The organism is Thermodesulfobacterium hydrogeniphilum (genome assembly GCF_000746255.1).
Lineage (GTDB): Bacteria > Desulfobacterota > Thermodesulfobacteria > Thermodesulfobacteriales > Thermodesulfobacteriaceae > Thermodesulfobacterium > Thermodesulfobacterium hydrogeniphilum.
This window is the reverse complement of the sequence record NZ_JQKW01000011.1, coordinates 32,985-54,930: the sequence shown is the minus strand read 5'-3', so window position 1 is coordinate 54,930 and position 21,946 is coordinate 32,985. Positions and strand designations below refer to the sequence as shown.

Genomic DNA, 21,946 nt, shown 5'->3' with positions numbered 1-21,946 from the left:
ATTATGCTTAAGTTTAAGGAACTCTTTTTTGAGTCGCCTTTTATTCCTGCTAAAATTAAAAAAAATGTTATTGCCCTTGAAATAGCTCAAAAATATTGGGAAAGTATTGTTGGAAAGAAATTTGTTAATAAAATAAAACCATCTGATTTTAGAGAGGGTATTTTATTTATTGAAGTTCCTAATCATTACTATTTGCAAATGCTGTCTCCTTATTCTTTAGAAATTTTAGAAAGGCTTGAAAATAAAGTTCCCTCAGAGCTTAAACCTCTTTTCTGTGAAGTTCGTTTTAAAATTAATCCCTATTTAAGTAAAAAGAATAATTATTTAACAACTCAAAAGAAAAACTTTAAGCCTGAAGAAATTGAAACTATTTCGGAAAACATTTGCAACTCCATTGAGGATAAAGAAATAAAAGAAATTTTTAAAAGGGTTATTGAAAAATATTTATTTATTAAGTAAATTTTAAATAATCTATTGGCACTTTCAGATTTTCCCATTATATTTAATTTCATGGATCCTATAAAGATTTTAGAAAAATATTATTCTAAAAATCCTAAACTTTTTGAAATTCTTCTCAAGCATTCCCAAGCTGTAACAGAAAAAGCCCTGAAAATTGCTGAAAAGTTTCCAGAGGTAGATAAACAGTTTATTTATGAAGCTGCTATGCTTCATGATATAGGAGTAATTTTTACTTATATTCCTGAACTGAATCCTGAAGGGAAATACCCTTATATAGCTCATGGTTATTTAGGTAGAGAACTTCTTGAAAAGGAGGGATATCCAAAACACGCTTTGGTTTGCGAAAGACATATTGGTGTAGGGATTACCAAAGATGAGATTATAAAAAAGAAATTGCCTTTACCTCCAAGAGATATGGTTCCTCAAACTTTAGAAGAAAAAATAATTGCTTTTGCAGATAAGTTTTTTTCTAAACGTCCAGATGGAATAGTTAAAGAAAAATCTGTAGAGGAAGTGATAAAAGAAATATCCAAATATGGAGAAGAAAAAGTAAAGATTTTTAAAAAATGGTTAAAATTATTTGAAAAAGGGGGGTTAAAATGGCTAAGCTTTCTATTATAGGAGCAGGAGCTGTGGGAACAAGCTGTGCTCATTGGGCTGTGATAAAAAATCTTGCTAAGGAAATTGTTTTAATTGATGTCATACCTGATCTTGCCAAAGGTAAAGCCTTGGATCTTGCACAAAGTAGTCCTCTTTTTGGTTATTTTGGAAAGATCTGGGGAACAGAAGATTTTTCAGCTCTAAAAGATTCTGATATAGTGGTTATTACTGCAGGAAAACCAAGGCAACCTGGCATGTCAAGAGAAGACCTATTAAATATAAATAAAGAAATTGTTAAATCTTGTGCTGAAAAAATAAAAGAGTTTACTCCTCAAAGCATAGTAATAGTTGTTACTAATCCGCTTGATGCTATGGTTTATGTGGCTTATAAAGTTACTGGTTTTCCTAAAAATAGAATTTTAGGAATGGCAGGAGTTCTTGATTCTGCAAGATATCGCTATTTTATAGCTCAGGCTCTTGGTGTGTCTCCTAAGGATGTTCAGGCTTTGGTAATGGGTATTCATGGAGATCTGATGCTACCTTTAGTAAGACTTGCTAATGTAGCAGGAATACCTATTACAGAACTTTTATCCAAAGCCAAAATAGAGGAAATAGTGGAAAGAACTAAAAAAGGAGGAGGTGAAATAGTTTCTTATTTAAAAACAGGAAGTGCTTTTATAACTCCAGGACTTTCTATAATAGAAATGGCAGAGGCTATTTTAAAAGATGAAAAAAGGGTTTTAACCTGTTCTGTTTATTTAGAAGGTGAGTATGGAATAAATGGAGTGTTTTTAGGAGTGCCTGTGGTTTTGGGTAAGAATGGCATAGAAAAAATTATAGAAATAAACTTGGAATCCGAAGAAAAAAATATTCTGGAAAAATGTGCTTCTCATTGTAAAGAGTTAATCAATCTTTTAAAATTATAAAATATGCCCAAAATACATATTCTTCCAGAAGAAATAAAATCTAAAATTGCAGCTGGAGAAGTTGTAGAAAGACCTGCTTCTGTAGTAAAAGAACTTGTAGAAAATTCCTTTGATGCTGGAGCAGGTTCTATAAAAATAACTCTAAAAGAAGGGGGTATAAAAGAGATTTCAGTTTATGATGATGGAGAAGGAATTGAGCCTGAAGATTTAAAACTCTGCTACAAACACCATGCTACCAGCAAGATAAAAAATTTAGCAGATATTTTCAGAATTGTTACTTTTGGTTTTAGAGGAGAAGCTTTGGCAAGTATTGCTCAGGTTTCAAAGCTAACTATTAAAAGTAAATATATAGATAATCCAGAAGCTTATGAAATTAAAGTAGAATTTGGTAAAGAGGTTTCTTTTAAACCTACTAAATTAAACAAAGGAACCTTGGTAATTGTAAAAAATCTTTTTGCTAATCTTCCTGCCAGAAAAGCCTTTCTTAAGACACCAAGGGGTGAAACCCTAAAAATTATGGAAATTATAAAAGGCCTTTCTCTTTGTCATCCTGAAATTAAATATCAAGTTAAAAGTTTAAGTGAAAGGGGAGAAAAGCTTTTATTCTTCTGGGAAGGAGGAAGTCTAAAAGAACTTTTAAGTTATATTATAGAAATAAAAGTAGATGCTTTTGGAGAAATCTATGTGGAAAATCCACCTTATTCTATAGATTTGGTTCTAACTGATACTTCTCAAACCTTTCCTCATACCAAATATTTATATACTTTAGTTAATAAAAGACTGATAAAAGATGAAAAACTAACCAAAATAATTTTAAATGCTTTAAAGCCTTATTATGGAAATCTTGGATTTCCTGCAGGAGTGATTTCTATAAAAGTTCCTTATCATTTAGTAGATGTAAATGTGCACCCTGCAAAATGGGAAGTCCGTTTTAAAGATGAAAAGGCTTTGTTTTTTGCCTTAGATTCAGCTTTAGAAAAGTTTTTTAAGTCTAAAAAAAATTTTTACATACCTTCTTCAGAAGCCCCTTCTTATAAAGTAAAAGAAGATCTTCCTTTAGAATACAGCACTTCTCAATCAAAAACTTTTGTTAAACCTGATTTTAGAGAAAAATCTATTGGTATTTTTGCTCCATCCTTTCAAAAAAGGTATCGTTATTTGGGTAGTTTTCTCAATACCTATTTTTTGGTAGAATTAGAAGAAGCACTTTTGGTGATTGATCAGCATGCTCTTTGTGAAAGGGTGATTTTTGAAAACTTGAAAGATAAATATACAAAAACTATTTTGCAGGAGCTATTAATTCCTGTTTTGATAAAACTTTCTGATTCAGCTTTAATGGATTTAGAGGAAAAGCTAAAATCACTTGAAGCCTTGGGTTTTGAGCTTGAATTTATAAAGGAAAATGAACTTATCTTAAAAAAGATACCTGTTATTTTTAAAGAGGATATAAAAGAAATCTTAGAAAAAGTTTTGGAAGAACCTTTTTCTGATCCTGAGAAGCTTAAAGAAGAAATTTTAGCAGGTTATGCTTGTAAATTAGCCAGAAAAAAAGGAGAGGTTCTGCCAGAAATGGAAATACATTATTTAATAGATGAGCTTTTTAAAAGAAATCTTCAAACCTGTCCTCATGGCAGACCTCTTTATTTTAAAATAACTCTTTCTGAAATAGAAACTAAACTAAGAAGAAAGTTATGAGAAGAAAGGAAAAAATTCTTGCTATAGTTGGTCCTACAGGTGTTGGAAAATCAGAATTGGCAATTTATTTAGCAGAAAATTTAAAAGGAGAAATTATTAACTTTGATTCTATCCAGTTTTATAAAGAACTAAATATAGGAACAGCTAAACCAAGTAAAGAGGATATGGAAAAAGTGCCTCATCATTTATATGATTTTTTAGACTTAGAAGAGGAATTTAACGCTGCTAAATTTATAGAAATAGCTGATAAAACAATAGATGAGGTTTTAGAAAAAGAGCATCTTCCCATTTTAGTTGGGGGAACAGGATTGTATTTAAGGGCTTTGGAATATGGACTTTTTCCGGTAGAAATTCCAGAAAATATAAGAGAAAAAGTAAGAAAAGAGGCGGAAAAAGACTTAAATAAGCTTTATGCGGAGCTTAAAAACTTTGATCCAGAATATGCAGCTAAAATTTCTCCAAAGGATAAAGTAAGAATTACAAGAGCTTTAGAAGTAATTTATACCACCTCTAAACCTTTTTCCCAATTTCACAAAGAGCATCCCTTTTTTGGAGAAAAAAGGTATAATATTTTAAAAATCGGTTTAAATGTTTCCAGAAAAAAACTTTATGAGAGGATAAATCAAAGAGTATTAAGAATGATAGAAGCAGGCTGGATTGAAGAGGTAAAAAATCTTTTAGAAAAAGGCTATCCCCCAGAATTAAAACCTTTTAAAGCTATAGGTTATAAGTATATAGTGCAGCACTTAAAAGGAGAGCTAAGTTTAGAGAAAGCTATAGAGCTTATTCAAAGGGATACAAGACGTTATGCTAAAAGACAGCTTACCTGGTTTAAAAAGGAGCCAGATATATACTGGTTTAGACCAGAGGAAAAAGAAAAAGTTTTAGAATTTGTAAAAAACTATTTACATTAAAGGAGTTTTTTATGGAAAGTATGACAGGTTTTGGCAAAGGTGTTTCTCAAGCTGAAAATTATATCATTTCTGTTTATATAAAAAGTGTAAATTCCAGATATTTAGATATTTCTTTAAGACTTCCAAGAAGATATACCTATTTAGAAGAAAGAATTAGAAAACTTATTTCTGAATATTTTAATAGAGGAAAAATAGAATTACAGATAAGATATACAGGTGCAGGGCTTGTAGCAAAAGAAATCTTACTTGATTTAGAACTGGCAAGAAGATTAAAAGCTGCTTTAACATGTTTAAAATATGAACTCGGATTTGAAGAACCCCTTAGTTTTTCAGATTTTCTGAGATTTAGAGATTATATCATTTTAGAAGATAAAGAAGAGGATCTGGAAAAACTCTGGGAGGAAATTTATCCAGCTTTAAAACAGGCTTTAGAAGAGTTAAAAACTTTCCGTCAAAAAGAAGGAGAATCTTTAAAAGAATTTCTTAAAGCGCATCTAATTGAATTAAAAGAAAAGGTTTCTGAAATAGAAAAACTAAAAGAGGAAATTATAGAAAAAAACAAAGAAAAGCTGAAAAAACGGTTGGATAAACTTTTTCAAGAATTTGATCTTAAAAGTATAGATGAAAATAGATTTTATCAAGAGGTGGTTCATCTTTTAGATAAAATTGATTTTACTGAAGAACTTGATCGTTTAAAAATTCATATTAATCATTTTGAACTTACTATGGAAGAAGAAAAATGTGGGAAAAAACTTGATTTTTTATGTCAGGAAATGTTTAGAGAGATAAATACCCTATCCAATAAAGCTCAATCTCCCGAAATTTCTTTGATAGCTGTAAAAGTAAAAGATTTGATAGAGAAATTAAGAGAACAAATCCAAAATATTGCTTAAAGGTGAAAAAATATGGCTAAAATTATTCACAAACTAAAGTTATATTCAGAACTTTTAAAATTTGAACATACTATTTTTGCCTTACCTTTTGGTTTAGCAAGTTTATTAATTCTTTATAAAGAATTTCCATCCTGGATAAAAATAGTTTATATTTTAATGGCAATGGTTTCTGCTCGGACTCTTGGAATGGCTTTTAATCGTTATATAGATAAACCCTTTGATGAAAAAAATCCAAGAACACGTATATGGCCTCATGCCAGTGGTTTAGTAAAGGATTGGGAATTAAAGTTACTGATTTTAATAAGTGGTTTATTTTTTATCTTTTTTTGTTATAAAATCAATCATTTAGCCTTTATTTTAAGTCCTGTAGTGGTTTTATTTTTATGGCTTTATCCTTTTGCTAAAAGAATTACCTATTTTCCTCATTTAATTCTGGGTGTTGTTTATTTTTTGATACCCATAGCTATAGATGTAGCTTTAAATGAAACCATCTCTTTGTTAGCCATCTTCCTTGGAATAGCTATGGCATCTTGGGTTTCAGGGTTTGATATTCTTTATAGTCTTCAGGATTACGAATTTGATAAAAAAATGGGCTTAAAATCCATACCTGTTAAATTTGGTATAGCTAAAGCCCTTAAAATTGCAAGAGCTTTACATTTAATTACTTTTTTTTCATTAGTAATAACAGGCTTCATTTATACTAAAACAACCTGGATCTATTATGTAGGATTGATTTTGATAAGTTTATTCTTATCTTATGAACATAGTCTTATAAAGGAATATGACCTTTCTAAGATTAATAAAGCTTTTTTTACCACCAATGGTTATATAAGTATTATTTTTTTCTTGATAATTCTTTTAAATAATTGGTATTACATTCATTTTTAAGAGCCCATTTTATGAAAATTTTTGCTTTTATTAATCAGAAGGGTGGAGTTGGTAAAACCACTATAGCTATAAATTTAGCAAGAGCTCTAAGTTTAAGGGATTATAAAATCCTTCTTATTGATTTTGATCCACAGGCTAATGCAGGAAGTGGTTTAGGAATTAAAGTAGGTAAAGAGGAAAGTATATATCAGGCTATTATCGAAGGATATTGTGAAAAGTTCATTAAAAATCCCTTTCCCAATCTATATCTTTTACCTTCCTCTATTGATCTGGTTGGATTGGAAGTTGAGTTAGTAGAATATCCAAATAGGGAGTATGTTTTGAAAAATTTAATTAAAAACAGTTTTTATCAAGATAAACCTTTAAAAGATTTTTTTGATTTTATATTTATAGATTCTCCTCCATCTTTGAGTCTTATTACTGTAAATATTCTTACTGCTTGTGAAGGAATAATTATACCCCTTCAATGTGAATATTATGCTTTAGAAGGTTTATCTTTACTTGTAAAAACTATAAGAGGGATAAAAAAAAGTTTAAATCCTGATTTAATGCTTTTTGGTTTAGTTTTAACTATGTATGATAAGAGAAACAAGCTTTCTCATGAGGTAGCAGAAGAAGCTAAAGAGCATTTTAAATGGATAATTTTTAATACTCTTATTCCCAGGAGTGTAAGAGTTAGTGAGGCACCCAGTTTTGGCAAACCTGTAATTGATTATTCTCCTAATAACAAAGCAAGTGAAGCTTTTTTAAAATTAGCGGATGAATTTTTGGAAAGAATAAAATCAAGAAAAAAATATCCATAATTAAAATTCCTTATTACAGATTTAAATAAAAGAATTCCTTGATTATAATTTTTATCATTTAAAATATCTTGACTTTTTTAGCTTTTAATAAATAATCCTAAAATTAAGGAGGTGATGTTTTATGAAAAGGGTTCATGTTTTTATTTCAGGAAGAGTTCAAGGGGTATTTTTTAGAGCTTATACAGAAGCAGAGGCTAAAAAACTTGGTGTTAAGGGTTGGGTAAGAAATTTACCTGATGGAAGGGTGGAGGCAGTTTTTGAAGGAGAAGACGGAGCGGTTGATCAAATGATAGCCTGGTGTCATAAAGGGTCTCCTCATGCTAAGGTAACAAAAGTTGAAGTTATAGAAGAACCTTATAAAGGCGAATTTACGGATTTTGAAATAAGGTATTAAAAATGATAAATATAGATAGATTAGCCTTAGAGTTTAAAAATCTTGTAAGTATAGAAAGTCCTTCTAAAAAAGAGGGGAAAATAGCTTATTATATAGCTAATATTTTTGATGCTCTTGGATATAAATGTCTTTTTGATAGATCTGCAGAAAACACAGGTTCTGAAGTTGGAAATTTAATTATAAAAATTCCTGGAACTATTTCAACTTCTCCTTTGTTTTTAGGGGCTCATCTTGATACAGTAGGACCTTATGAAAATCCTAAAATAATATTTGAAAATGGAATTTTTAAAAGTGATGGAAGAACCATTTTGGGGGCTGATGATAAGTCTGCTATTGCTATTTTAATAGAGATTACAAAAATCCTTAAAGAAACCAAAATGCCTCATCCTCCCTTAGATTTAATCTTTACTACCTGTGAAGAAATAGGATTACTTGGAGCTAAATATTTAGATATAAATCTTATAGATGCAAGAGAGGGATTTATTCTTGATAGCGAAAATCCTACAGAAGTTATTATAGGAGCTCCGTCTTCTTATCAATTTAAATTAAAAGTTAAAGGAAAATCTGCTCATGCAGGCTTAGAACCTGAAAAAGGAATAAATGCTATTCATATTATTTCAAAAATAATTGCTGAGCTTCCTATAGGAAGAATAGATAAAGAAACTACTATGAATATAGGTATTATTTCTGGTGGAAAATTTGTAAATATTGTCCCTGAGAAAGCTTTAGCAGAAGGAGAAATAAGAAGCCATAATGATGAAAAATTGGAAAATCTTAAAAGTTCAATTCAAAAACAAGCAGAAAAAATAATTTCTTCTTATCCTTTTAAACTCAATGATCTTCCTAAAGCCGAAGTTGATTTTGATAAAGTTTATCAAGCTTTTTATATTCCTCCTGAAGATTCTATTTGTCAACTTGTTAAAAAGGCAGGTGAAAAATTAGGCTTAAAAATAAGTTTTAAAAGAAAAGAAGGGGCTTCAGATGCAAATGTTTTTAATGAAAAAGGATTAAAATGTCTTATTCTTGGTACAGGAATGCAAAAAGTTCATACTACTGAAGAATATATAGCTTTAAAAGATATGGTAATTACTGCAGAATTAGTTTTGGAAATTATCAAAATGAAAAATGAATTTTCTAAATAAAATCTTTAATTTTATTTTTCCTGAATTTTGTAAACTTTGCCAGAGACCATTAAGTTACAATGAAATTTTAATTTGTAATAATTGTTTCCCTAAATTACCTTTTTTAAAACTTTATTGTCAAAAATGTGGAACTCCTCTTCCAGATCATTTAAAGAATTTACTTTCTTATAAAGAAATTAATTATTGTTCTTATTGTCAAACACAGAAGTTTTATTTTAATAAAACATTTTCAGCGTTTTATTATAAAAAACCTGTTTCTGATTGGATTATCTCTTTAAAATTTGGTAAAGATTTTAGTTTAGGGTATAAATTAGGAAAATTACTTAAAAGTGTTTTTATTGATAAAATCCCAGCGTTTGATTTAGTTATTCCTGTTCCTTTATCTTCAGAAAGATTAAAAGTTAGGGGATTTAATCAAAGTTTTTTGATTGCCTGGGGTTTTTTAGGCAAAAGACCTTCTCAAGAGCTTTTAAAAAGAATTAAGTATACAAAACCTCAAACTGAACTATCTCAAAAAGAGAGATGGAAAAATGTTAAAAATGCTTTTGAAGCAAATTTAAAAGTAAAAAATAAGACTATTCTTTTAATAGATGATGTTATGACTACAGGAGCAACTTTAAATGAAGCTTCTAAAGCTTTGAAAAAAGCAGGTGCTAAAGAGATCTATGTGCTTACTATAGCTAAGAATACTTTAAATTAAAGGATTTTTTATGTTAAGTGTTGAAGTCTTTCAAATGCAAAATTCTTCAAAATTAGAAGAAAATATTAAAAAGATAAAAAACTTTATTAAAAATTCCAAAGCTGAACTTTTATTATTGCCAGAATTAGCTCTAACAGGTTATAAATTTGATTTTACTTCCTGTTCTCAAAAAATGATTAAAAAATCGCTTTTTGAAATTCAAAAGTTATTAAGAGATAATCAATACCTTATTTTAGGTGCTCCTTTTTATAAAAATGGAAAAATTTGTAATTCTATTTATCTTTTAACTTCTCAAGAGATAAAAATTGTTGCAGAAAAAAACATTTTATTTCCTGTATTAGATGAACCTTTTTCTCCTGGAGAAAAAAGGGAATTGGTAAAAATTAAAAATTTAAAATTTGGGATTATTATATGTTTTGAATTAAGAAGTCCTGAAATAGCAAGGGAATTAATAAAACAAGGAACTGATGTTATTATAGTTTTTGCCCAATGGCCATCTCAAAGAATAGATCATTGGAAAACTTTGTTAAAAGCAAGGGCTATAGAAAATCAATGCTATGTAATAGGAATAAATGCTTTAGGAGATTCTGCTATATTTTCGCCTAAGGGGATATTACTTAATGAGTTATATAAAGACGAAACAATAATCAATTTTAATTTTGATACTCTTGATGAAAACCTACCTTATCCTTTAAAGACCCCTTATTTTAAATTATATAAAAGTAAGGTTAAATCTCTTGAAACTGTCAAAGAAATTCTTGAAGAAAGAAGAAAAAAAGGCCAGATAGTGGTTTTTACTAATGGTTGCTTTGATATATTACATGCGGGGCATGTAGACTATTTACAAAAAGCAAGGGCTTTGGGAGATATTTTGGTAGTTGGTTTAAATAGTGACATTTCTATAAAAAAGATAAAAGGCGATTTAAGGCCTATAAATTATGAATCATTTAGGGCTTCGGTCTTATCTGCTTTAGAATGTGTAGATTACATTATAATTTTTGATGAGGAAACCCCTGAAAGATTAATAAAAGAATTAAAACCAGACGTTTTAGTAAAAGGTGCAGATTGGGATGAAGACAAAATTGTAGGAGCCAACTTTGTAAAAAGTTATGGAGGAAAAGTAGTTAGGATTGAATTTTCTTATAATATTTCCACTACTAAAATTATTGAAAAAATTAAGCAATCTCATTAAGTAAATTACCAATCATAGAGCGGGCAATCTCTCTGTTAGAGACATTATAAGTTCCTTCCTGAACTTGGGCTTTTATTTGAGCTACTTTTTCTTCTCTAATTTCTGGCATATTACCAGTTTTTTTTACAGCTTTTTCAATCATTTTTTGAGAAGCAAGGCGAACTGTTTCAGTATTTTTAGTTCTCAAATTTTGTTTAGGAGGAGCAATTTTATTAGTTACATTTTCTCTTTTTTTTGCTTCTTTTATATTTTTTAAATCTTCTAAATTTTTTCCAGCAATATTATTTATTTTCATATACATCACCTCTGGTATATTTTTTATATTATTTATCGGCATAATATACCTCCAACTTTAATTCTTCTATAATTATATAATAATAACAAAAATTTTTTTGTCAAATTTTTACCAAAAATTACCACTTACGAAGTGGTAATTTTGTTATTTGGTAAAAAATAAAAGCCCAAAAAAATCCATAAAAATAACCTGCCAAAATATCAGAGAGAAAATGCACTCCTAAATAAATACGGGACCAACCAACAATTAAAGCAAACAAAATCCAAAGAAAACTGACTTTTGGAAAATAAAAACTTAAAAAAGAAGAAGCATACCCTACATTAGAAGCATGGTTAGAAGGAAAACTGTAACTTGTATGTTTATTTAAAGGTCTATCTAAAATCTGAAAGCTTCCTTCAGAATAATAATAAACTTTATTTATACTTACAAAAGGTCTTTTTCTTTGAAAATAAGGCTTTAAAATCTTGGCACAACTAAAATCCACCCAAAGAAACCCTATAATAAAAAATAAGTAAATAATCAAGCTTTTTTTAATAGAATATTTTAATAACAAAAAACTACCAGTAATAGAATAAAAAATATATATAAAATCAGATTTACTAAATAAAGGTAAAAGTAAATCTAAAATAGATACATGAAAATGATTGATTAGATAAAACAGTTTAATATCTATATCAGCTAAAAGATCCAGCATTAAATAATACTTATATTGGCTTTTTTAGCATCTTCCAAAAATTTCGTTAATCCAATATCTGTAAGAGGATGTTTAAACATCTGCTGTATAACTTTAAAAGGTATAGTGGCGATATCCACTCCGAGCAAAGCACACCTTCTTACATGATCTACATGGCGAATACTTGCTGCTATAATTTCGGTCTCAAAACCATAAACATCATAAATCTGAATAATTTCTTCTAACATACTTATTCCATCATGAGAAATATCATCAAGTCTTCCTATAAAAGGAGAAACATAAGTAGCTCCAGCTTTTGCAGCGATTAAAGCCTGTAAAGGAGAAAAAACCAAAGTTACATTAACTTTTATACCTTCTGAAACCAGAGCTTTAATTGCTTTTGTTCCCTCTACAGTAAAAGGTATTTTTATAACTACATTATCTCCCATTTTAGCAAGTTCTTTGGCTTCTTTAACCATGCCTTCAAAATCAGTAGCTATTACTTCTAATGATACTGGTTTATCTGAGACTTCTTTTAAAATCTCCATAGCTGCTTCTTTCCAGGGCTTACCAGTTTTAGAAAGAAGAGTCGGATTAGTAGTAATTCCATCTAAAATACCCCATTCTTTTACTTTTCTAATTTCTTCTATCTGAGCTGTATCCACAAATATTTTCATAGTTCCCCTCCATGTAAAATGTTGTTAATTTTCAGTCTTAACCCTTGGAGTCTTATAAAACCTTCTGCATCTTTTGGATTATAGCCTTCTTTTTCTTCAAAAGAAGCAAGCTCTTTTTTATAAAGGCTGTAGGGACTTTTTCTTCCTGCTATTATTACATTACCTTTATAAAGTTTAAGTTTTACAGTTCCTGTAACTCTTTCCTGAGTTTTTTCTATAAAAGCTTTTAAAGACTGGAATTCTGGGCTAAACCAGAAACCATAATAAATAAGTTCTGCGATTTTGGGCATAAGAATATCTTTAAGTCTCATAACTTCTCTATCAAGGGTGATCTGTTCCAAAGCTCTGTGTGCTGCATGAAGAATGGTTCCACCAGGGGTTTCATAAATTCCTCTGCTTTTTATTCCAACAAAACGATTTTCTACCATATCAACTCTACCTATTCCGTGTTTTCCACCGATTTTATTAAGTTTGAAAAGCAGTTCAACAGGATTTAATTTTTCTCCATTTATAGCTACTGGTTCACCTTCTTTAAAATCTATTTCTATATATTCAGGTTTATCAGGTGCTTTTTCAGGAGAGATAGTCATAATAAACATATCTTCTGGAGGCTCATTCCATAAATCCTCTAATATACCACCTTCATAACTTATATGAAAAAGATTAGCATCTATACTATAAGGCTTTTCAGGGGTTACAGGAACAGGTATTCCATGTTTTTTAGCATATTCTATAAGATCAGATCTTCCTTTGAAATTCCATTCTCTCCAAGGAGCAATTACTTTTAAATCTGGAGCCAAAGCAGAATAAGTTAACTCAAATCTGACCTGATCATTTCCTTTACCAGTAGCTCCATGAGCTACTGCATCTGCTCCTTCTTCCTTAGCAATTTTAACCTGTTCCTTAGCAATAAGAGGACGGGCTAAAGATGTTCCCATTAGATACCAGGATTCATAAACTGCTCCAGCTTTTATAGCAAAAAAAACATAATTTTTAACAAATTCTTCTCTTAAATCTTTTATAATTACTTTTTCTGCTCCACATTTAAGACCTTTTTCTCTGATTTCTTCCCAATCCTCTTCCTGACCAAGATTAGCACAATAGGCAATAACAGGACATTGATATTTTTCAATAAGCCACTTAAGAATAACAGAAGTATCTAAACCACCAGAATAAGCTAAAACTATCTTTTTTGGTTTCAAAAAGGGATCCTCCAACTAAGCTTTATCAAGAGATCTTCCTACTTTTTCCTCTACAGATTTCTGCTTTTGAGTTAAACCACCCTTTCTGCCCTTTCGATAATCCATTTTTATATTTACTATAATTCTATTACAATCTTTTTCTAAAACTCTTATACTCTCTTTAATGAGACTTAAAATTTTATCAAGTTCTTCATCGTCAACCTCTATAACTGTATCCATAGGAGTGAGTTTATAAGGGATACCTGATTTATCAATTGTTTCAAGAATTCTTGCTACATAGGTACTAACACTTTCTCCTTTGTCTAAAGGAAATATACTAAGAGAAACCAGTATACTCATAGTAAATCCAATTTTACAATAAATTGAAATAAGAGCAAGTGTTTTTTATAAAATATTATTTTAATACATTTAAAAAAAAATGGTAAAAATCTTAAAAAATTCAAATCTATTATAATTGACTTATTTGACTAAATATGTAAAATAGAATTTAAAAATTTAAGAAGGTGGTTGCAAATGAAAGGTGTTATAGCCAATGCTCTTGCAGAGATGGTGAAAGAAAAATTTGGTAAAGAAAAATGGGATGATATTCTTCAAAAATCTGGTTTTCCTAAGGGTACAATGTTTTTACCTACTCAAGATATAAATGATAATGATGTTTTAAAAATTATAAATATTTTATGTAAAGAGCTTAATATTTCATTACAGCAGGCTTTTGATGCTTTTGGAGAATATTGGGCTTGTTCTTTTGCTCCTAAGTTATATGCTCCTTTTTATAATCAGGCTAAATCTGCCAAAGATTTTCTTCTAAAAATGGATAAAGTTCATGTCCTTACTACCAAATCTATGCCTGGTGCCAAGCCACCTAGATTTAAATATGAATGGAAAGATGATAAAACTCTTATAATGACCTATGAATCACCAAGAAGATTAATAGATTTAGTAGCAAGTCTTGTAAAAGGAGTAGGAAAGTATTTTAAAGAAAACTTAAATGTTAGAAAAATTTCTCCCGATAAAGTAGAAATTGTTTTTAAATAAAAACTAAAAAGATAACATTTATAAAAAATTATATTATGAATTTTTTTAATGAAAAACTTATAATTGTAGCTAATAGACTTCCTTTTAGTGTTAAAAAGGATCTTACTTTTGTTAAAAGCCCGGGTGGATTAGTTTCTGGTTTAGAAACTTTTCTAAAAAAGTCCAATATAAATAATTATACTTGGATTGGATGGCCTGGTTCTCACTTTGATAAAAAGAAATTTGAAATAATAAAGGAAAAAAGCAAAGATATAAATTGCTATCCAGTTTCAGTTCCTGCTAAATTGTTAGATAAATTTTACAATGGTTTTTGCAATAAAACTCTCTGGCCTCTTTTTCACAGTTTCCCAAGTTATGTAGTGTATGAAGAGACTTATTGGAATAGTTATGTTACTGTGAATCAGATTTTTTTTGAAGAGACTGTAAAACATGTGGATGAAAATTCTATAGTATGGATTCATGATTATCATCTCATGCTTCTACCGTCCTTATTAAGAGAGAAATTTCCTAATATTATGCTTGGTTTCTTTTTACATATACCTTTCCCTCCACCAGAAGTATTTATGCAACTTCCTTGGAGAAGAGAAATTTTAGTAGGACTTTTAGGATGTGATCTTATAGGATTTCATACCTATGAATACACTACCAATTTTTTAAGAAGTCTTTCTCGCACCTTAGGAATTGACCATAAAATGGGAGATATCTTATATAAAAATAGACTTGTAAAAGTTGATACCTTCCCTATGGGAATTGATTTTGACTTGTTTTTTAATGCCTGTGAAAATGAGAATGTAAAAAGTATACTCAAAACTATCCAATATCAACTTAAAGATAAAAGAATAATTTTTTCTGTAGATAGATTGGATTATACTAAAGGAATTTACAATAGACTTCTTGCTTTTGAAGATCTTTTAATTAGAAGACCTGATTTAAGGGGGAAAGTTGTTCTTATAATGGTGGTGGTTCCTTCCAGGGAAGGGGTAGAACATTATCAAAGAATGAAAAAACAGTTAGAAGAAAAGATAAGTGAAATAAATGGAAAATTTGGTAAAATTGATTGGGTTCCAGTATTATATTACTATCGTTCTCTTAATTTTGAAGAACTTACAGCTCATTATTTAGCTTGCAATGCTATATTAGTAACACCTTTAAAAGATGGAATGAACCTTATAGCTAAGGAATTTGTAGCTTCAAGAAAAGATTTAAAAGGAGTGATTATTTTATCAGAGTTTGCAGGAAGTGCTAAGGAGTTAGGGGAAGCATTAATAGTAAATCCCAATTCTATAAGCGAACTTTCCTATGCTATAGAAAAAGCTATAGAAATGCCAAGAGAAGAACAAAAAGAAAGACTTTCTATCATGCAGGAGAGACTTAGAAGATATGATATTGTTAAATGGGGTCAGGATTTTTTTAACACATTAAAATATTTAATAGAAACAAAAGAGAAATTAAATACAAAATTTTTAAACGAAGCTATTATTCATCAAATCAAAGAAAAATTTCAGAGGGCATCTAACAGGATTTTGTTTTTAGATTATGATGGGACTTTAGTAGCTATAGTTTCCAAACCATCCTTAGCTATTCCGGATAGAGAAATAAAAAACCTTTTGGAACAAATTTCTAATCTTCCTAATACAGATATTGTTATAATATCCGGAAGAAAAAAAGAAGATCTTGTAAGATGGTTTAGTGGAATAAAGGTCAATTTCATTTCAGAGCACGGTATATTTATTAAAAAATACAATTCTGATTGGGAACCTATGGTCAATATATCTCCTGATTTTAAAGAACCTATCAGAAATATTATGGAAATTTATGTGGATCGTTTACCTCAGTCTTTTATAGAAGAAAAAGAATTTTCTATAGTTTTTCATTATAGAAATGCTGATCCAGAATTGGCAAGTTTAAGAGTAGCTGAACTAATTGATGAATTATTAATTTTAACAGGAAACATGCAGGCAAATGTCCTTTTAGGAAATAAAGTTGTAGAAGTTAGACCTGCAGGTATTGACAAAGGCGTAGCTGCTAATATCTTTTTAAAAGAAAAAAATTACGATTTTATTTTAGCTATTGGAGATGATATAACAGATGAAGATTTATTTAGAGCGTTACCTGAGGAGGCTATTACCATAAAAGTTGGATTAGGAAAATCCTTAGCTAAATATAGTGCCAAATCATACAAAGATGTAAGAAAACTTCTTAAAAATTTGGTGGAATAAAGATGGGTAATTCTTTTATATTTAAAACAGAGCTTTGGATTTCTAAATATACAGGAATAAAAGTTTATACCATAAGAGATTTTATTGAAGCTTTAAAAGTTATTGATAAATTATCCCTCTTTTATCATGTTTATATAAATATGTTTAAATACCATGATCTTCCTGTGCATTATTCTAATAGTTTTGCTTATTGGTTGTATAAAAATAATTATATTTTATTAGCTGAAAAAATTTCTGCTATAGATCCTGTTGATTATTATGATTTAGAAGACCTAAGAAGGGATTTAGTTCATATTTTGGAAACCAATTATGATGAAAAAATAAAAAGAGAATTGACACCTTTTTATTTTAGAAAAGCAGAAAGACAGATTTTAGAGCTTGGATATCAGGCTAAGGATTTAAAAGAGTTTATAGAAGGTTTTAAAAATTCTTCTATAAATTCTTTATTTTATCATCTTATTACCTCTAAATTAGAAAAGAAATCACTAATAAATGATTATTCAGAATGGTTAATAAGCATAGGAGAGGCTAAAAAGGCTGAGTTTATTAATAAATTAGATATTTATAGTGATAATTTATATGATATAAAGAAAAAAATACTAAACATACTGGAAGATAAAAAATGATTGAAAAGTATATTCCTTACATAGGTGAAGAATTTATAGATGAATTATTTTTAATAAGTAGAAAACTTAAAGGAATAAAAGTTCTCCATGTAAATTCTACTAAAGAAGGAGGAGGAGTTGCTGAAATCTTAAATAGATTAGTTCCCCTTATGAATGAACTTGGTATTGAAACAGACTGGCAGATTATAAAAGGAGACAGAACTTTTTTTAATTTTACTAAAAAATTACATAATCTTCTTCACATGCCAGGAAAAGAGGAAATAAATAGTGATGAGATAGTTTATTATTTGAAAATTACTTATGAAAATATGAATCAAATAGATACAGAAAATTATGATGTAATTTTTATTCATGATCCCCAACCTATGGGGCTTGTTATTAAAAAACAACCTGGACAGAAGTGGATTTGGAGATGTCATATAGACACTTCTACTCCTGATCCCAAAGCCTGGCATTTTTTGGAAAATTTTTTGAATGCTTATGATGCCTGTATTTTCCATATGCCTGAATTTGCTTATGAAGGGATTACTATACCTACTTATATTATTGCTCCCTCTATAGATCCTCTTCATCCTAAGCATATAGAGTTGTCTCAAGAAGAAATTATAAATACCTTAACCAGATTTGGTATAAATCCAGAAAAACCCATTATTTTACAGGTTTCTCGTTTTGATAGGTTAAAGGATCCTTTTGGAGTGTTAAAGGCTTATAAATTGGTTAAAAAGAAATATGATTGTCAAGTTGTTTTAGTAGGAGCTTTTGCTCCAGATGACCCAGAGGGGGAACAGGTATACAAGGAACTTTTAAATTTCGCTACAGGTGATAAAGATATATTTATTTTAAATCTTCCTCCTAATAGTCACAAAGAAATAAATGCCTTTCAAAGAGGAGCAACTGTAGTGGTTCAGAAGTCTTTAAAAGAGGGTTTTGGCTTAGTTGTTTCAGAGGCTATGTGGAAAGCTAAACCTGTGATAGGTTCTAATGTAGGTGGAATAAAACGCCAAATTGTTCATGGAATTACAGGATATTTGGTAAATAGTATAGAAGGCACAGCAGTTCGTATAAGATATCTTCTGGCAAATCCTGAAATTAGAAAAACTATGGGATTTCATGCTAAAGAAAGAGTCAGACATAGATTTTTAATTATCAGACATTTAAGAGACTATCTTCTTCTTATAAATAGATTGTTAAAAAATAACGATTAATCAGCAAGCTCCACAACGCTTACATTTTTCAGGTTGACAAAAAGAGGTTACCTTAAATTGCAAAGCTTTTTGCCATTCTTTCCATAAATATTCCTTTTTTACTCCTGTATCTATCTTATCCCAAGTAAATTTATACTTTAAATCCTCTTTAGGATGAAGGATCTCATTTATATCTACTATTTTCTTTATAGCTCTGTTTAATTTTTCTCCTTTAGCCATAGCTATTAAAAACTCTTTTAAATTTCTATTTCCTCTTGCTATAATAGTTTGTAATAGAGCCTCCTTAGGAGGATCTATTTTTAAATTTTTTATAAAATAAAGTCTTTTTCTTATAAAAACTTCTCTTTCTTTGAGAATTTTAATATCTAAGAATTTATGCCATTGAAAAGGTGTATGAGGTTTTGGAACAAAAAAAGAAAATGAAAAAGAAAAATTCAAAAAAAATTTTTTCTTTAAAATCTTTTTTATAAACTTTACTGTTTCTTCTAAGTCTTCTTCTGTTTCCATGGGTAATCCAAGCATGAAATAAAATTTAACATTTTTTAGTCCTTTTTCCTCAAATTTTTCTAAAGCTTCAAAAATTTCTTCTTCAGAAAGATTTTTATTAATAACTTTTTTTAATCTCAAAGATCCTGTTTCAGGCGCAATAGCGATACTTCTTGTTCCTCTTAATAGCTCTAAAAAATCATCATTTAAAGTATCTATCCTTAAAGAGGAAAAGGTAAGGATACAATCATTTTCAATAAGTTTTTTACCTGTACAAAAGATTTCTTTTTTATTGGCAAATTCAAGTCCTATCAATCCTACTTTTGAACCTTTTGGAATGTTATTAACAACCCCTTCTAAAATTTCTTCAGAATAACTGCGAGGAGGTCTGTAAACAAAACCTGCCGCACAGAATCTACACCCCCTTCCACAGCCCTTTGAAATCTCTATTAAATAGGTGTTGGAAAATTCAGCCTTTTCACTGATAATTTTAGAAAAAACAGCTTTTGTAGTCTTTTTACTTTTAGCTATTTTTATAAGACTTTTTTCTTCAATTAAAGGTGCATAAAAGTAAGAAAACTTATTTAGATTTAAAAGTAAAGTTTTTTTATCTTGAAAATATTCTAAAAATAAAGGAACTATTTCATTTTCTAATTTTTCCCATTCTCCCAAGATAAAACCATCTATAAATGGAACTAAAGGATCTGGATTAAGCCAAGTTGCAACTCCACCTGCTAAAACTATTTCATCTCTTTTTTGAGGATCTAAGCATATTTTAGCTTGATTTAAAATTTTTAAAACATTTATATAATCAACTTCAAAAGCAATAGAAAATAGAATTATATCAAAATCCTTAAGAGGGCGATTACTTTCAACTGATCTTAAAGGTTCATTCTTTTCAGGTAAAAACACCCTTTCACAAACTATTTCATTATATTTATTTAACTCTTGATAGATATATAAAAATCCAAGATTTGACATTCCTATTTTGTAAATATTAGGGAAAACCAGAGCTATAGATATTTTTCCTGTCCACCTTTTTTTAATATAACCTTTTTCAAACTTTAAATAATCCATAAAGTTTTAACCTCTTGAAGTATGTTATTTTGATTATAAAATAAGTTGTAAAATTTAGCAAAAAAGGAAATAACATGAAGAATTTTCTTATAATTGCAGGTCCTTGTGTTTTAGAAGATTTTGATACAGCTTTTTATATAGCCCAATATTTGAAAAATCTTGTGCTTAGCTTTGGGTTTGACTATGTATTTAAGGCTTCTTTTGATAAAGCTAACAGAACTTCTTTATTTTCTTACAGGGGTCCGGGTCTTGAAAAAGGTTTAGCTTGGCTTTCTGAGATAAAAGATAAGATAGGAGTAACTATTACTACAGATGTGCATGAAACCTGGCAGGTGAAACCTGTCTCTGAAGTGGTGGATATTATTCAAATACCGGCTTTTCTTTGCAGACAAACGGATTTAATTGTAGAGGCTGCTAAAACAGGGAAAATAGTGAATATTAAAAAAGGCCAATTTATGGCTCCCTGGGATATGAAATATGCCTTGCAAAAAGCACAAGCTTACAATCCTGCTGAGGTCTTGCTTACAGAAAGAGGTTATATCTTTGGATACAGAAATCTGGTGGTAGATTTTAGGAGCATTCCTATTATGAAAAGTTTTGGAGTAAGAGTAATTTATGATGCCACTCATAGTGTTCAGCTTCCTGGAGGTGGAGAAGGTAAGTCAGGAGGAGAAAGAGAATTTATTCCTTATCTAATAAGAGCAGCTGTAGCAGTAGGGGTAGATGGAATTTTTATGGAAGTTCATCCAGAGCCTGACAAGGCTCTTTGTGATGGCCCCAACTCTTTACCTTTAGATGAGTTAGAAAACATTTTATCTCAAATTAGAGATTTAAGAGAGGTTGTTAAAAAATATGGATTTTCCTCTGGAAATTCTTAAAAAAGCAGAAAAAATTAAACTTTTGCTTTTAGATGTAGATGGTATTTTAACAGATGGTAAAATTATTCTTACAAGTCAAGGAGAAGAAATTAAACATTTTAATGTTCTTGATGGAATGGGAATAAAACTGCTTCAAAAAATAGGAGTAGAAGTTGCTATTCTTTCAAGTAGATTTTCCTTAGTTACTCAGAATAGAGCTAAGGAACTTGGAATTGAATTGCTTTTTCAGGTTCAGGGAAAAGTTGGTAAATTACCATTTTATGAAAAAATTTTAAAAGAGAAAAATTTAAAAGATGAAGAAGTAGCTTATATGGGAGATGACTGGGTAGATTTGCCTATTTTAAAGAGGGTTGGACTTGCTATAGGTGTTCCCAATGCCTGGCCTCCTGTGAATGAATATGTAGATTATGTTACTAATCGTCCTGGTGGTTTAGGAGCTGTCCGAGAGGTATGTGATCTTATTTTAAAGGCCAAAGGAAAATGGGAAGAATTATTACGCTCTTACTTATTTTAATTATTAATTTACCTTTTTCTTTGCAGGCTAAAAATAAAACTTTTAAAGTTATAGCCCAGGATATAGAATATGCTTTTTATAAAAAAGAAAAATTAGTCTGGAAGTTTAAAGCATCTGTATTTAAAGAGCGATCTGATAATATTTGCGAAGCTATAAAAATTATTATTATAAATTTACAAAAAAATTTAAAAATAATAGCAGATAAAGGTTTTTATAATAGAAAAAAGGATAAATTTTTACTTATAGGGAAAGTGCATCTTTTTACTCAAAAATTTGGAGAGGTTTTTACAGATGAACTCATTTATTTTCCTAAACAGGGATTAATTATTACAGATAAAAAAGTTTTGGTAAAAAAGAAAGGTTTAATTGCTAAAGGAAAGGGATTAATTTATAAGATTGATACAGGAGACTTTCAAATAAAAGAAAAACCAAGAATAAAATTTAGTTTGTAAA

General features: G+C 29.3%; 25 protein-coding genes. 19 read left to right on the top strand and 6 right to left on the bottom strand.

Features of this window, described 5'->3' with window-relative positions; translation table 11 throughout:
• The first annotated feature begins 3 nt into the window (after window positions 1-3).
• The 12 genes from CC87_RS06560 to rfaE2 all read left to right on the top strand — a co-directional run bounded on the left by CC87_RS06560 (window position 4) and on the right by rfaE2 (window position 10,606).
• A complete protein-coding gene (locus CC87_RS06560; protein ID WP_038057392.1) occupies window positions 4-459 on the top strand; it encodes a DciA family protein in 456 nt (151 codons plus the stop codon).
• A 51-nt stretch (window positions 460-510) separates the two neighbouring features.
• Window positions 511-1,080, top strand: coding sequence for an HD domain-containing protein (locus CC87_RS06555; protein WP_038057389.1), 570 nt, complete (start codon window positions 511-513; stop codon window positions 1,078-1,080).
• The gene (mdh, locus tag CC87_RS06550; RefSeq protein WP_038057387.1) at window positions 1,059-1,985 is read left to right on the top strand and encodes a malate dehydrogenase; all 927 of its coding nucleotides are present in this window, start codon (window positions 1,059-1,061) and stop codon (window positions 1,983-1,985) included. Before CC87_RS06555 ends, mdh begins: the two co-directional genes overlap by 22 nt.
• A gap of 3 nt (window positions 1,986-1,988) precedes the next feature.
• Window positions 1,989-3,680: a DNA mismatch repair endonuclease MutL gene (gene mutL / locus CC87_RS06545; protein WP_038057385.1), complete on the top strand. Its 1,692-nt coding sequence runs from the start codon at window positions 1,989-1,991 to the stop codon at window positions 3,678-3,680.
• Window positions 3,677-4,594: a tRNA (adenosine(37)-N6)-dimethylallyltransferase MiaA gene (miaA, locus tag CC87_RS06540; RefSeq protein WP_038057384.1), complete on the top strand. Its 918-nt coding sequence runs from the start codon at window positions 3,677-3,679 to the stop codon at window positions 4,592-4,594. Before mutL ends, miaA begins: the two co-directional genes overlap by 4 nt.
• 11 nt (window positions 4,595-4,605) lie before the next feature.
• Window positions 4,606-5,487, top strand: a complete 882-nt coding sequence (locus tag CC87_RS06535; RefSeq protein ID WP_051920683.1) for a YicC/YloC family endoribonuclease — start codon at window positions 4,606-4,608, stop codon at window positions 5,485-5,487.
• Window positions 5,488-5,499: 12 nt separating this feature from the next.
• Complete coding sequence (locus CC87_RS06530; RefSeq protein ID WP_038057382.1) at window positions 5,500-6,375, top strand: UbiA-like polyprenyltransferase; 876 nt, start codon at window positions 5,500-5,502, stop codon at window positions 6,373-6,375.
• A gap of 11 nt (window positions 6,376-6,386) precedes the next feature.
• Complete coding sequence (locus tag CC87_RS06525) at window positions 6,387-7,178, top strand: ParA family protein (protein ID WP_038057381.1); 792 nt, start codon at window positions 6,387-6,389, stop codon at window positions 7,176-7,178.
• Window positions 7,179-7,299: 121 nt separating this feature from the next.
• Window positions 7,300-7,572 (top strand): acylphosphatase, encoded by a 273-nt coding sequence (locus CC87_RS06520; protein ID WP_038057379.1) that lies wholly within the window; start codon window positions 7,300-7,302, stop codon window positions 7,570-7,572.
• A 2-nt stretch (window positions 7,573-7,574) separates the two neighbouring features.
• The gene (locus CC87_RS06515; RefSeq protein ID WP_038057377.1) at window positions 7,575-8,714 is read left to right on the top strand and encodes a M20/M25/M40 family metallo-hydrolase; all 1,140 of its coding nucleotides are present in this window, start codon (window positions 7,575-7,577) and stop codon (window positions 8,712-8,714) included.
• Window positions 8,698-9,414, top strand: coding sequence for a ComF family protein (locus CC87_RS08735; RefSeq protein ID WP_051920681.1), 717 nt, complete (start codon window positions 8,698-8,700; stop codon window positions 9,412-9,414). The genes CC87_RS06515 and CC87_RS08735 overlap by 17 nt, the downstream gene beginning before the upstream one ends.
• 10 nt (window positions 9,415-9,424) lie before the next feature.
• Complete coding sequence (rfaE2, locus tag CC87_RS08920) at window positions 9,425-10,606, top strand: D-glycero-beta-D-manno-heptose 1-phosphate adenylyltransferase (protein ID WP_084222225.1); 1,182 nt, start codon at window positions 9,425-9,427, stop codon at window positions 10,604-10,606.
• Here rfaE2 and flgM read toward each other — a convergent pair.
• From flgM to CC87_RS06480, 5 genes are all read right to left on the bottom strand, one after another.
• Window positions 10,590-10,943 carry a flagellar biosynthesis anti-sigma factor FlgM gene (gene flgM / locus CC87_RS06500; protein ID WP_038057376.1) on the bottom strand — a complete coding sequence of 118 codons (354 nt, stop codon included), beginning with the start codon at window positions 10,941-10,943 and terminating at the stop codon, window positions 10,590-10,592. The genes rfaE2 and flgM overlap by 17 nt on opposite strands.
• Window positions 10,944-11,019: 76 nt before the next feature.
• Entirely contained in the window at window positions 11,020-11,595 is a 576-nt protein-coding gene (locus tag CC87_RS08730) for a phosphatase PAP2 family protein (protein ID WP_051920678.1), read from the bottom strand.
• Entirely contained in the window at window positions 11,595-12,251 is a 657-nt protein-coding gene (gene fsa / locus CC87_RS06490; protein ID WP_038057374.1) for a fructose-6-phosphate aldolase, read from the bottom strand. Before fsa ends, CC87_RS08730 begins: the two co-directional genes overlap by 1 nt.
• Window positions 12,248-13,453, bottom strand: a complete 1,206-nt coding sequence (locus CC87_RS06485; protein ID WP_038057496.1) for an argininosuccinate synthase — start codon at window positions 13,451-13,453, stop codon at window positions 12,248-12,250. The genes fsa and CC87_RS06485 overlap by 4 nt, the downstream gene beginning before the upstream one ends.
• 15 nt (window positions 13,454-13,468) lie before the next feature.
• Window positions 13,469-13,792 (bottom strand): MTH1187 family thiamine-binding protein, encoded by a 324-nt coding sequence (locus tag CC87_RS06480; protein ID WP_038057373.1) that lies wholly within the window; start codon window positions 13,790-13,792, stop codon window positions 13,469-13,471.
• Between the two features lie 174 nt (window positions 13,793-13,966).
• Here CC87_RS06480 and CC87_RS06475 point away from each other — a divergent pair, with 174 nt between their 5' ends.
• The 4 genes from CC87_RS06475 to CC87_RS06460 are packed head-to-tail and all read left to right on the top strand — an operon-like array spanning window position 13,967 to window position 18,538.
• Window positions 13,967-14,488 (top strand): heme NO-binding domain-containing protein, encoded by a 522-nt coding sequence (locus tag CC87_RS06475; RefSeq protein ID WP_038057371.1) that lies wholly within the window; start codon window positions 13,967-13,969, stop codon window positions 14,486-14,488.
• Window positions 14,489-14,523: 35 nt separating this feature from the next.
• Window positions 14,524-16,707, top strand: a complete 2,184-nt coding sequence (locus CC87_RS06470; protein ID WP_038057370.1) for a bifunctional alpha,alpha-trehalose-phosphate synthase (UDP-forming)/trehalose-phosphatase — start codon at window positions 14,524-14,526, stop codon at window positions 16,705-16,707.
• 2 nt (window positions 16,708-16,709) lie between these two features.
• Entirely contained in the window at window positions 16,710-17,333 is a 624-nt protein-coding gene (locus tag CC87_RS06465; protein ID WP_038057368.1) for a DUF5752 family protein, read from the top strand.
• Entirely contained in the window at window positions 17,330-18,538 is a 1,209-nt protein-coding gene (locus tag CC87_RS06460) for a glycosyltransferase (protein ID WP_038057367.1), read from the top strand. Before CC87_RS06465 ends, CC87_RS06460 begins: the two co-directional genes overlap by 4 nt.
• Here the strand turns inward: CC87_RS06460 and CC87_RS06455 are convergent, their stop codons facing one another.
• Window positions 18,539-20,101 (bottom strand): radical SAM protein, encoded by a 1,563-nt coding sequence (locus CC87_RS06455; protein WP_038057365.1) that lies wholly within the window; start codon window positions 20,099-20,101, stop codon window positions 18,539-18,541. It abuts the gene before it with no gap.
• Window positions 20,102-20,175: 74 nt separating this feature from the next.
• On the opposite strand from CC87_RS06455, the gene kdsA reads away from it, so the two are divergent.
• The 3 genes from kdsA to lptC are packed head-to-tail and all read left to right on the top strand — an operon-like array spanning window position 20,176 to window position 21,945.
• On the top strand, window positions 20,176-20,979 hold the full coding sequence (kdsA, locus tag CC87_RS06450; protein ID WP_038057363.1) for a 3-deoxy-8-phosphooctulonate synthase: 804 nt from the start codon (window positions 20,176-20,178) through the stop codon (window positions 20,977-20,979).
• Complete coding sequence (locus CC87_RS06445) at window positions 20,954-21,493, top strand: KdsC family phosphatase (protein WP_038057361.1); 540 nt, start codon at window positions 20,954-20,956, stop codon at window positions 21,491-21,493. Before kdsA ends, CC87_RS06445 begins: the two co-directional genes overlap by 26 nt.
• Window positions 21,460-21,945, top strand: coding sequence for an LPS export ABC transporter periplasmic protein LptC (gene lptC, locus CC87_RS06440; protein WP_038057359.1), 486 nt, complete (start codon window positions 21,460-21,462; stop codon window positions 21,943-21,945). The genes CC87_RS06445 and lptC overlap by 34 nt, the downstream gene beginning before the upstream one ends.
• The last annotated feature ends 1 nt before the right edge of the window (window position 21,946 follow it).

What these genes read in the sequence shown, in the direction of transcription:
- CC87_RS06560 (WP_038057392.1), top strand. Translation starts at nt 4, where the DNA reads ATGCTTAAGTTTAAGGAACTCTTTTTTGAGTCGCCTTTTATTCCTGCT.
- CC87_RS06555 (WP_038057389.1), top strand. Translation starts at nt 511, where the DNA reads ATGGATCCTATAAAGATTTTAGAAAAATATTATTCTAAAAATCCTAAA.
- mdh (WP_038057387.1), top strand. Translation starts at nt 1,059, where the DNA reads ATGGCTAAGCTTTCTATTATAGGAGCAGGAGCTGTGGGAACAAGCTGT.
- mutL (WP_038057385.1), top strand. Translation starts at nt 1,989, where the DNA reads ATGCCCAAAATACATATTCTTCCAGAAGAAATAAAATCTAAAATTGCA.
- miaA (WP_038057384.1), top strand. Translation starts at nt 3,677, where the DNA reads ATGAGAAGAAAGGAAAAAATTCTTGCTATAGTTGGTCCTACAGGTGTT.
- CC87_RS06535 (WP_051920683.1), top strand. Translation starts at nt 4,606, where the DNA reads ATGGAAAGTATGACAGGTTTTGGCAAAGGTGTTTCTCAAGCTGAAAAT.
- CC87_RS06530 (WP_038057382.1), top strand. Translation starts at nt 5,500, where the DNA reads ATGGCTAAAATTATTCACAAACTAAAGTTATATTCAGAACTTTTAAAA.
- CC87_RS06525 (WP_038057381.1), top strand. Translation starts at nt 6,387, where the DNA reads ATGAAAATTTTTGCTTTTATTAATCAGAAGGGTGGAGTTGGTAAAACC.
- CC87_RS06520 (WP_038057379.1), top strand. Translation starts at nt 7,300, where the DNA reads ATGAAAAGGGTTCATGTTTTTATTTCAGGAAGAGTTCAAGGGGTATTT.
- CC87_RS06515 (WP_038057377.1), top strand. Translation starts at nt 7,575, where the DNA reads ATGATAAATATAGATAGATTAGCCTTAGAGTTTAAAAATCTTGTAAGT.
- CC87_RS08735 (WP_051920681.1), top strand. Translation starts at nt 8,698, where the DNA reads ATGAATTTTCTAAATAAAATCTTTAATTTTATTTTTCCTGAATTTTGT.
- rfaE2 (WP_084222225.1), top strand. Translation starts at nt 9,425, where the DNA reads ATGTTAAGTGTTGAAGTCTTTCAAATGCAAAATTCTTCAAAATTAGAA.
- flgM (WP_038057376.1), bottom strand. Translation starts at nt 10,943, where the DNA reads ATGCCGATAAATAATATAAAAAATATACCAGAGGTGATGTATATGAAA.
- CC87_RS08730 (WP_051920678.1), bottom strand. Translation starts at nt 11,595, where the DNA reads ATGCTGGATCTTTTAGCTGATATAGATATTAAACTGTTTTATCTAATC.
- fsa (WP_038057374.1), bottom strand. Translation starts at nt 12,251, where the DNA reads ATGAAAATATTTGTGGATACAGCTCAGATAGAAGAAATTAGAAAAGTA.
- CC87_RS06480 (WP_038057373.1), bottom strand. Translation starts at nt 13,792, where the DNA reads ATGAGTATACTGGTTTCTCTTAGTATATTTCCTTTAGACAAAGGAGAA.
- CC87_RS06475 (WP_038057371.1), top strand. Translation starts at nt 13,967, where the DNA reads ATGAAAGGTGTTATAGCCAATGCTCTTGCAGAGATGGTGAAAGAAAAA.
- CC87_RS06470 (WP_038057370.1), top strand. Translation starts at nt 14,524, where the DNA reads ATGAATTTTTTTAATGAAAAACTTATAATTGTAGCTAATAGACTTCCT.
- CC87_RS06465 (WP_038057368.1), top strand. Translation starts at nt 16,710, where the DNA reads ATGGGTAATTCTTTTATATTTAAAACAGAGCTTTGGATTTCTAAATAT.
- CC87_RS06460 (WP_038057367.1), top strand. Translation starts at nt 17,330, where the DNA reads ATGATTGAAAAGTATATTCCTTACATAGGTGAAGAATTTATAGATGAA.
- CC87_RS06455 (WP_038057365.1), bottom strand. Translation starts at nt 20,101, where the DNA reads ATGGATTATTTAAAGTTTGAAAAAGGTTATATTAAAAAAAGGTGGACA.
- kdsA (WP_038057363.1), top strand. Translation starts at nt 20,176, where the DNA reads ATGAAGAATTTTCTTATAATTGCAGGTCCTTGTGTTTTAGAAGATTTT.
- CC87_RS06445 (WP_038057361.1), top strand. Translation starts at nt 20,954, where the DNA reads ATGGATTTTCCTCTGGAAATTCTTAAAAAAGCAGAAAAAATTAAACTT.
- lptC (WP_038057359.1), top strand. Translation starts at nt 21,460, where the DNA reads ATGGGAAGAATTATTACGCTCTTACTTATTTTAATTATTAATTTACCT.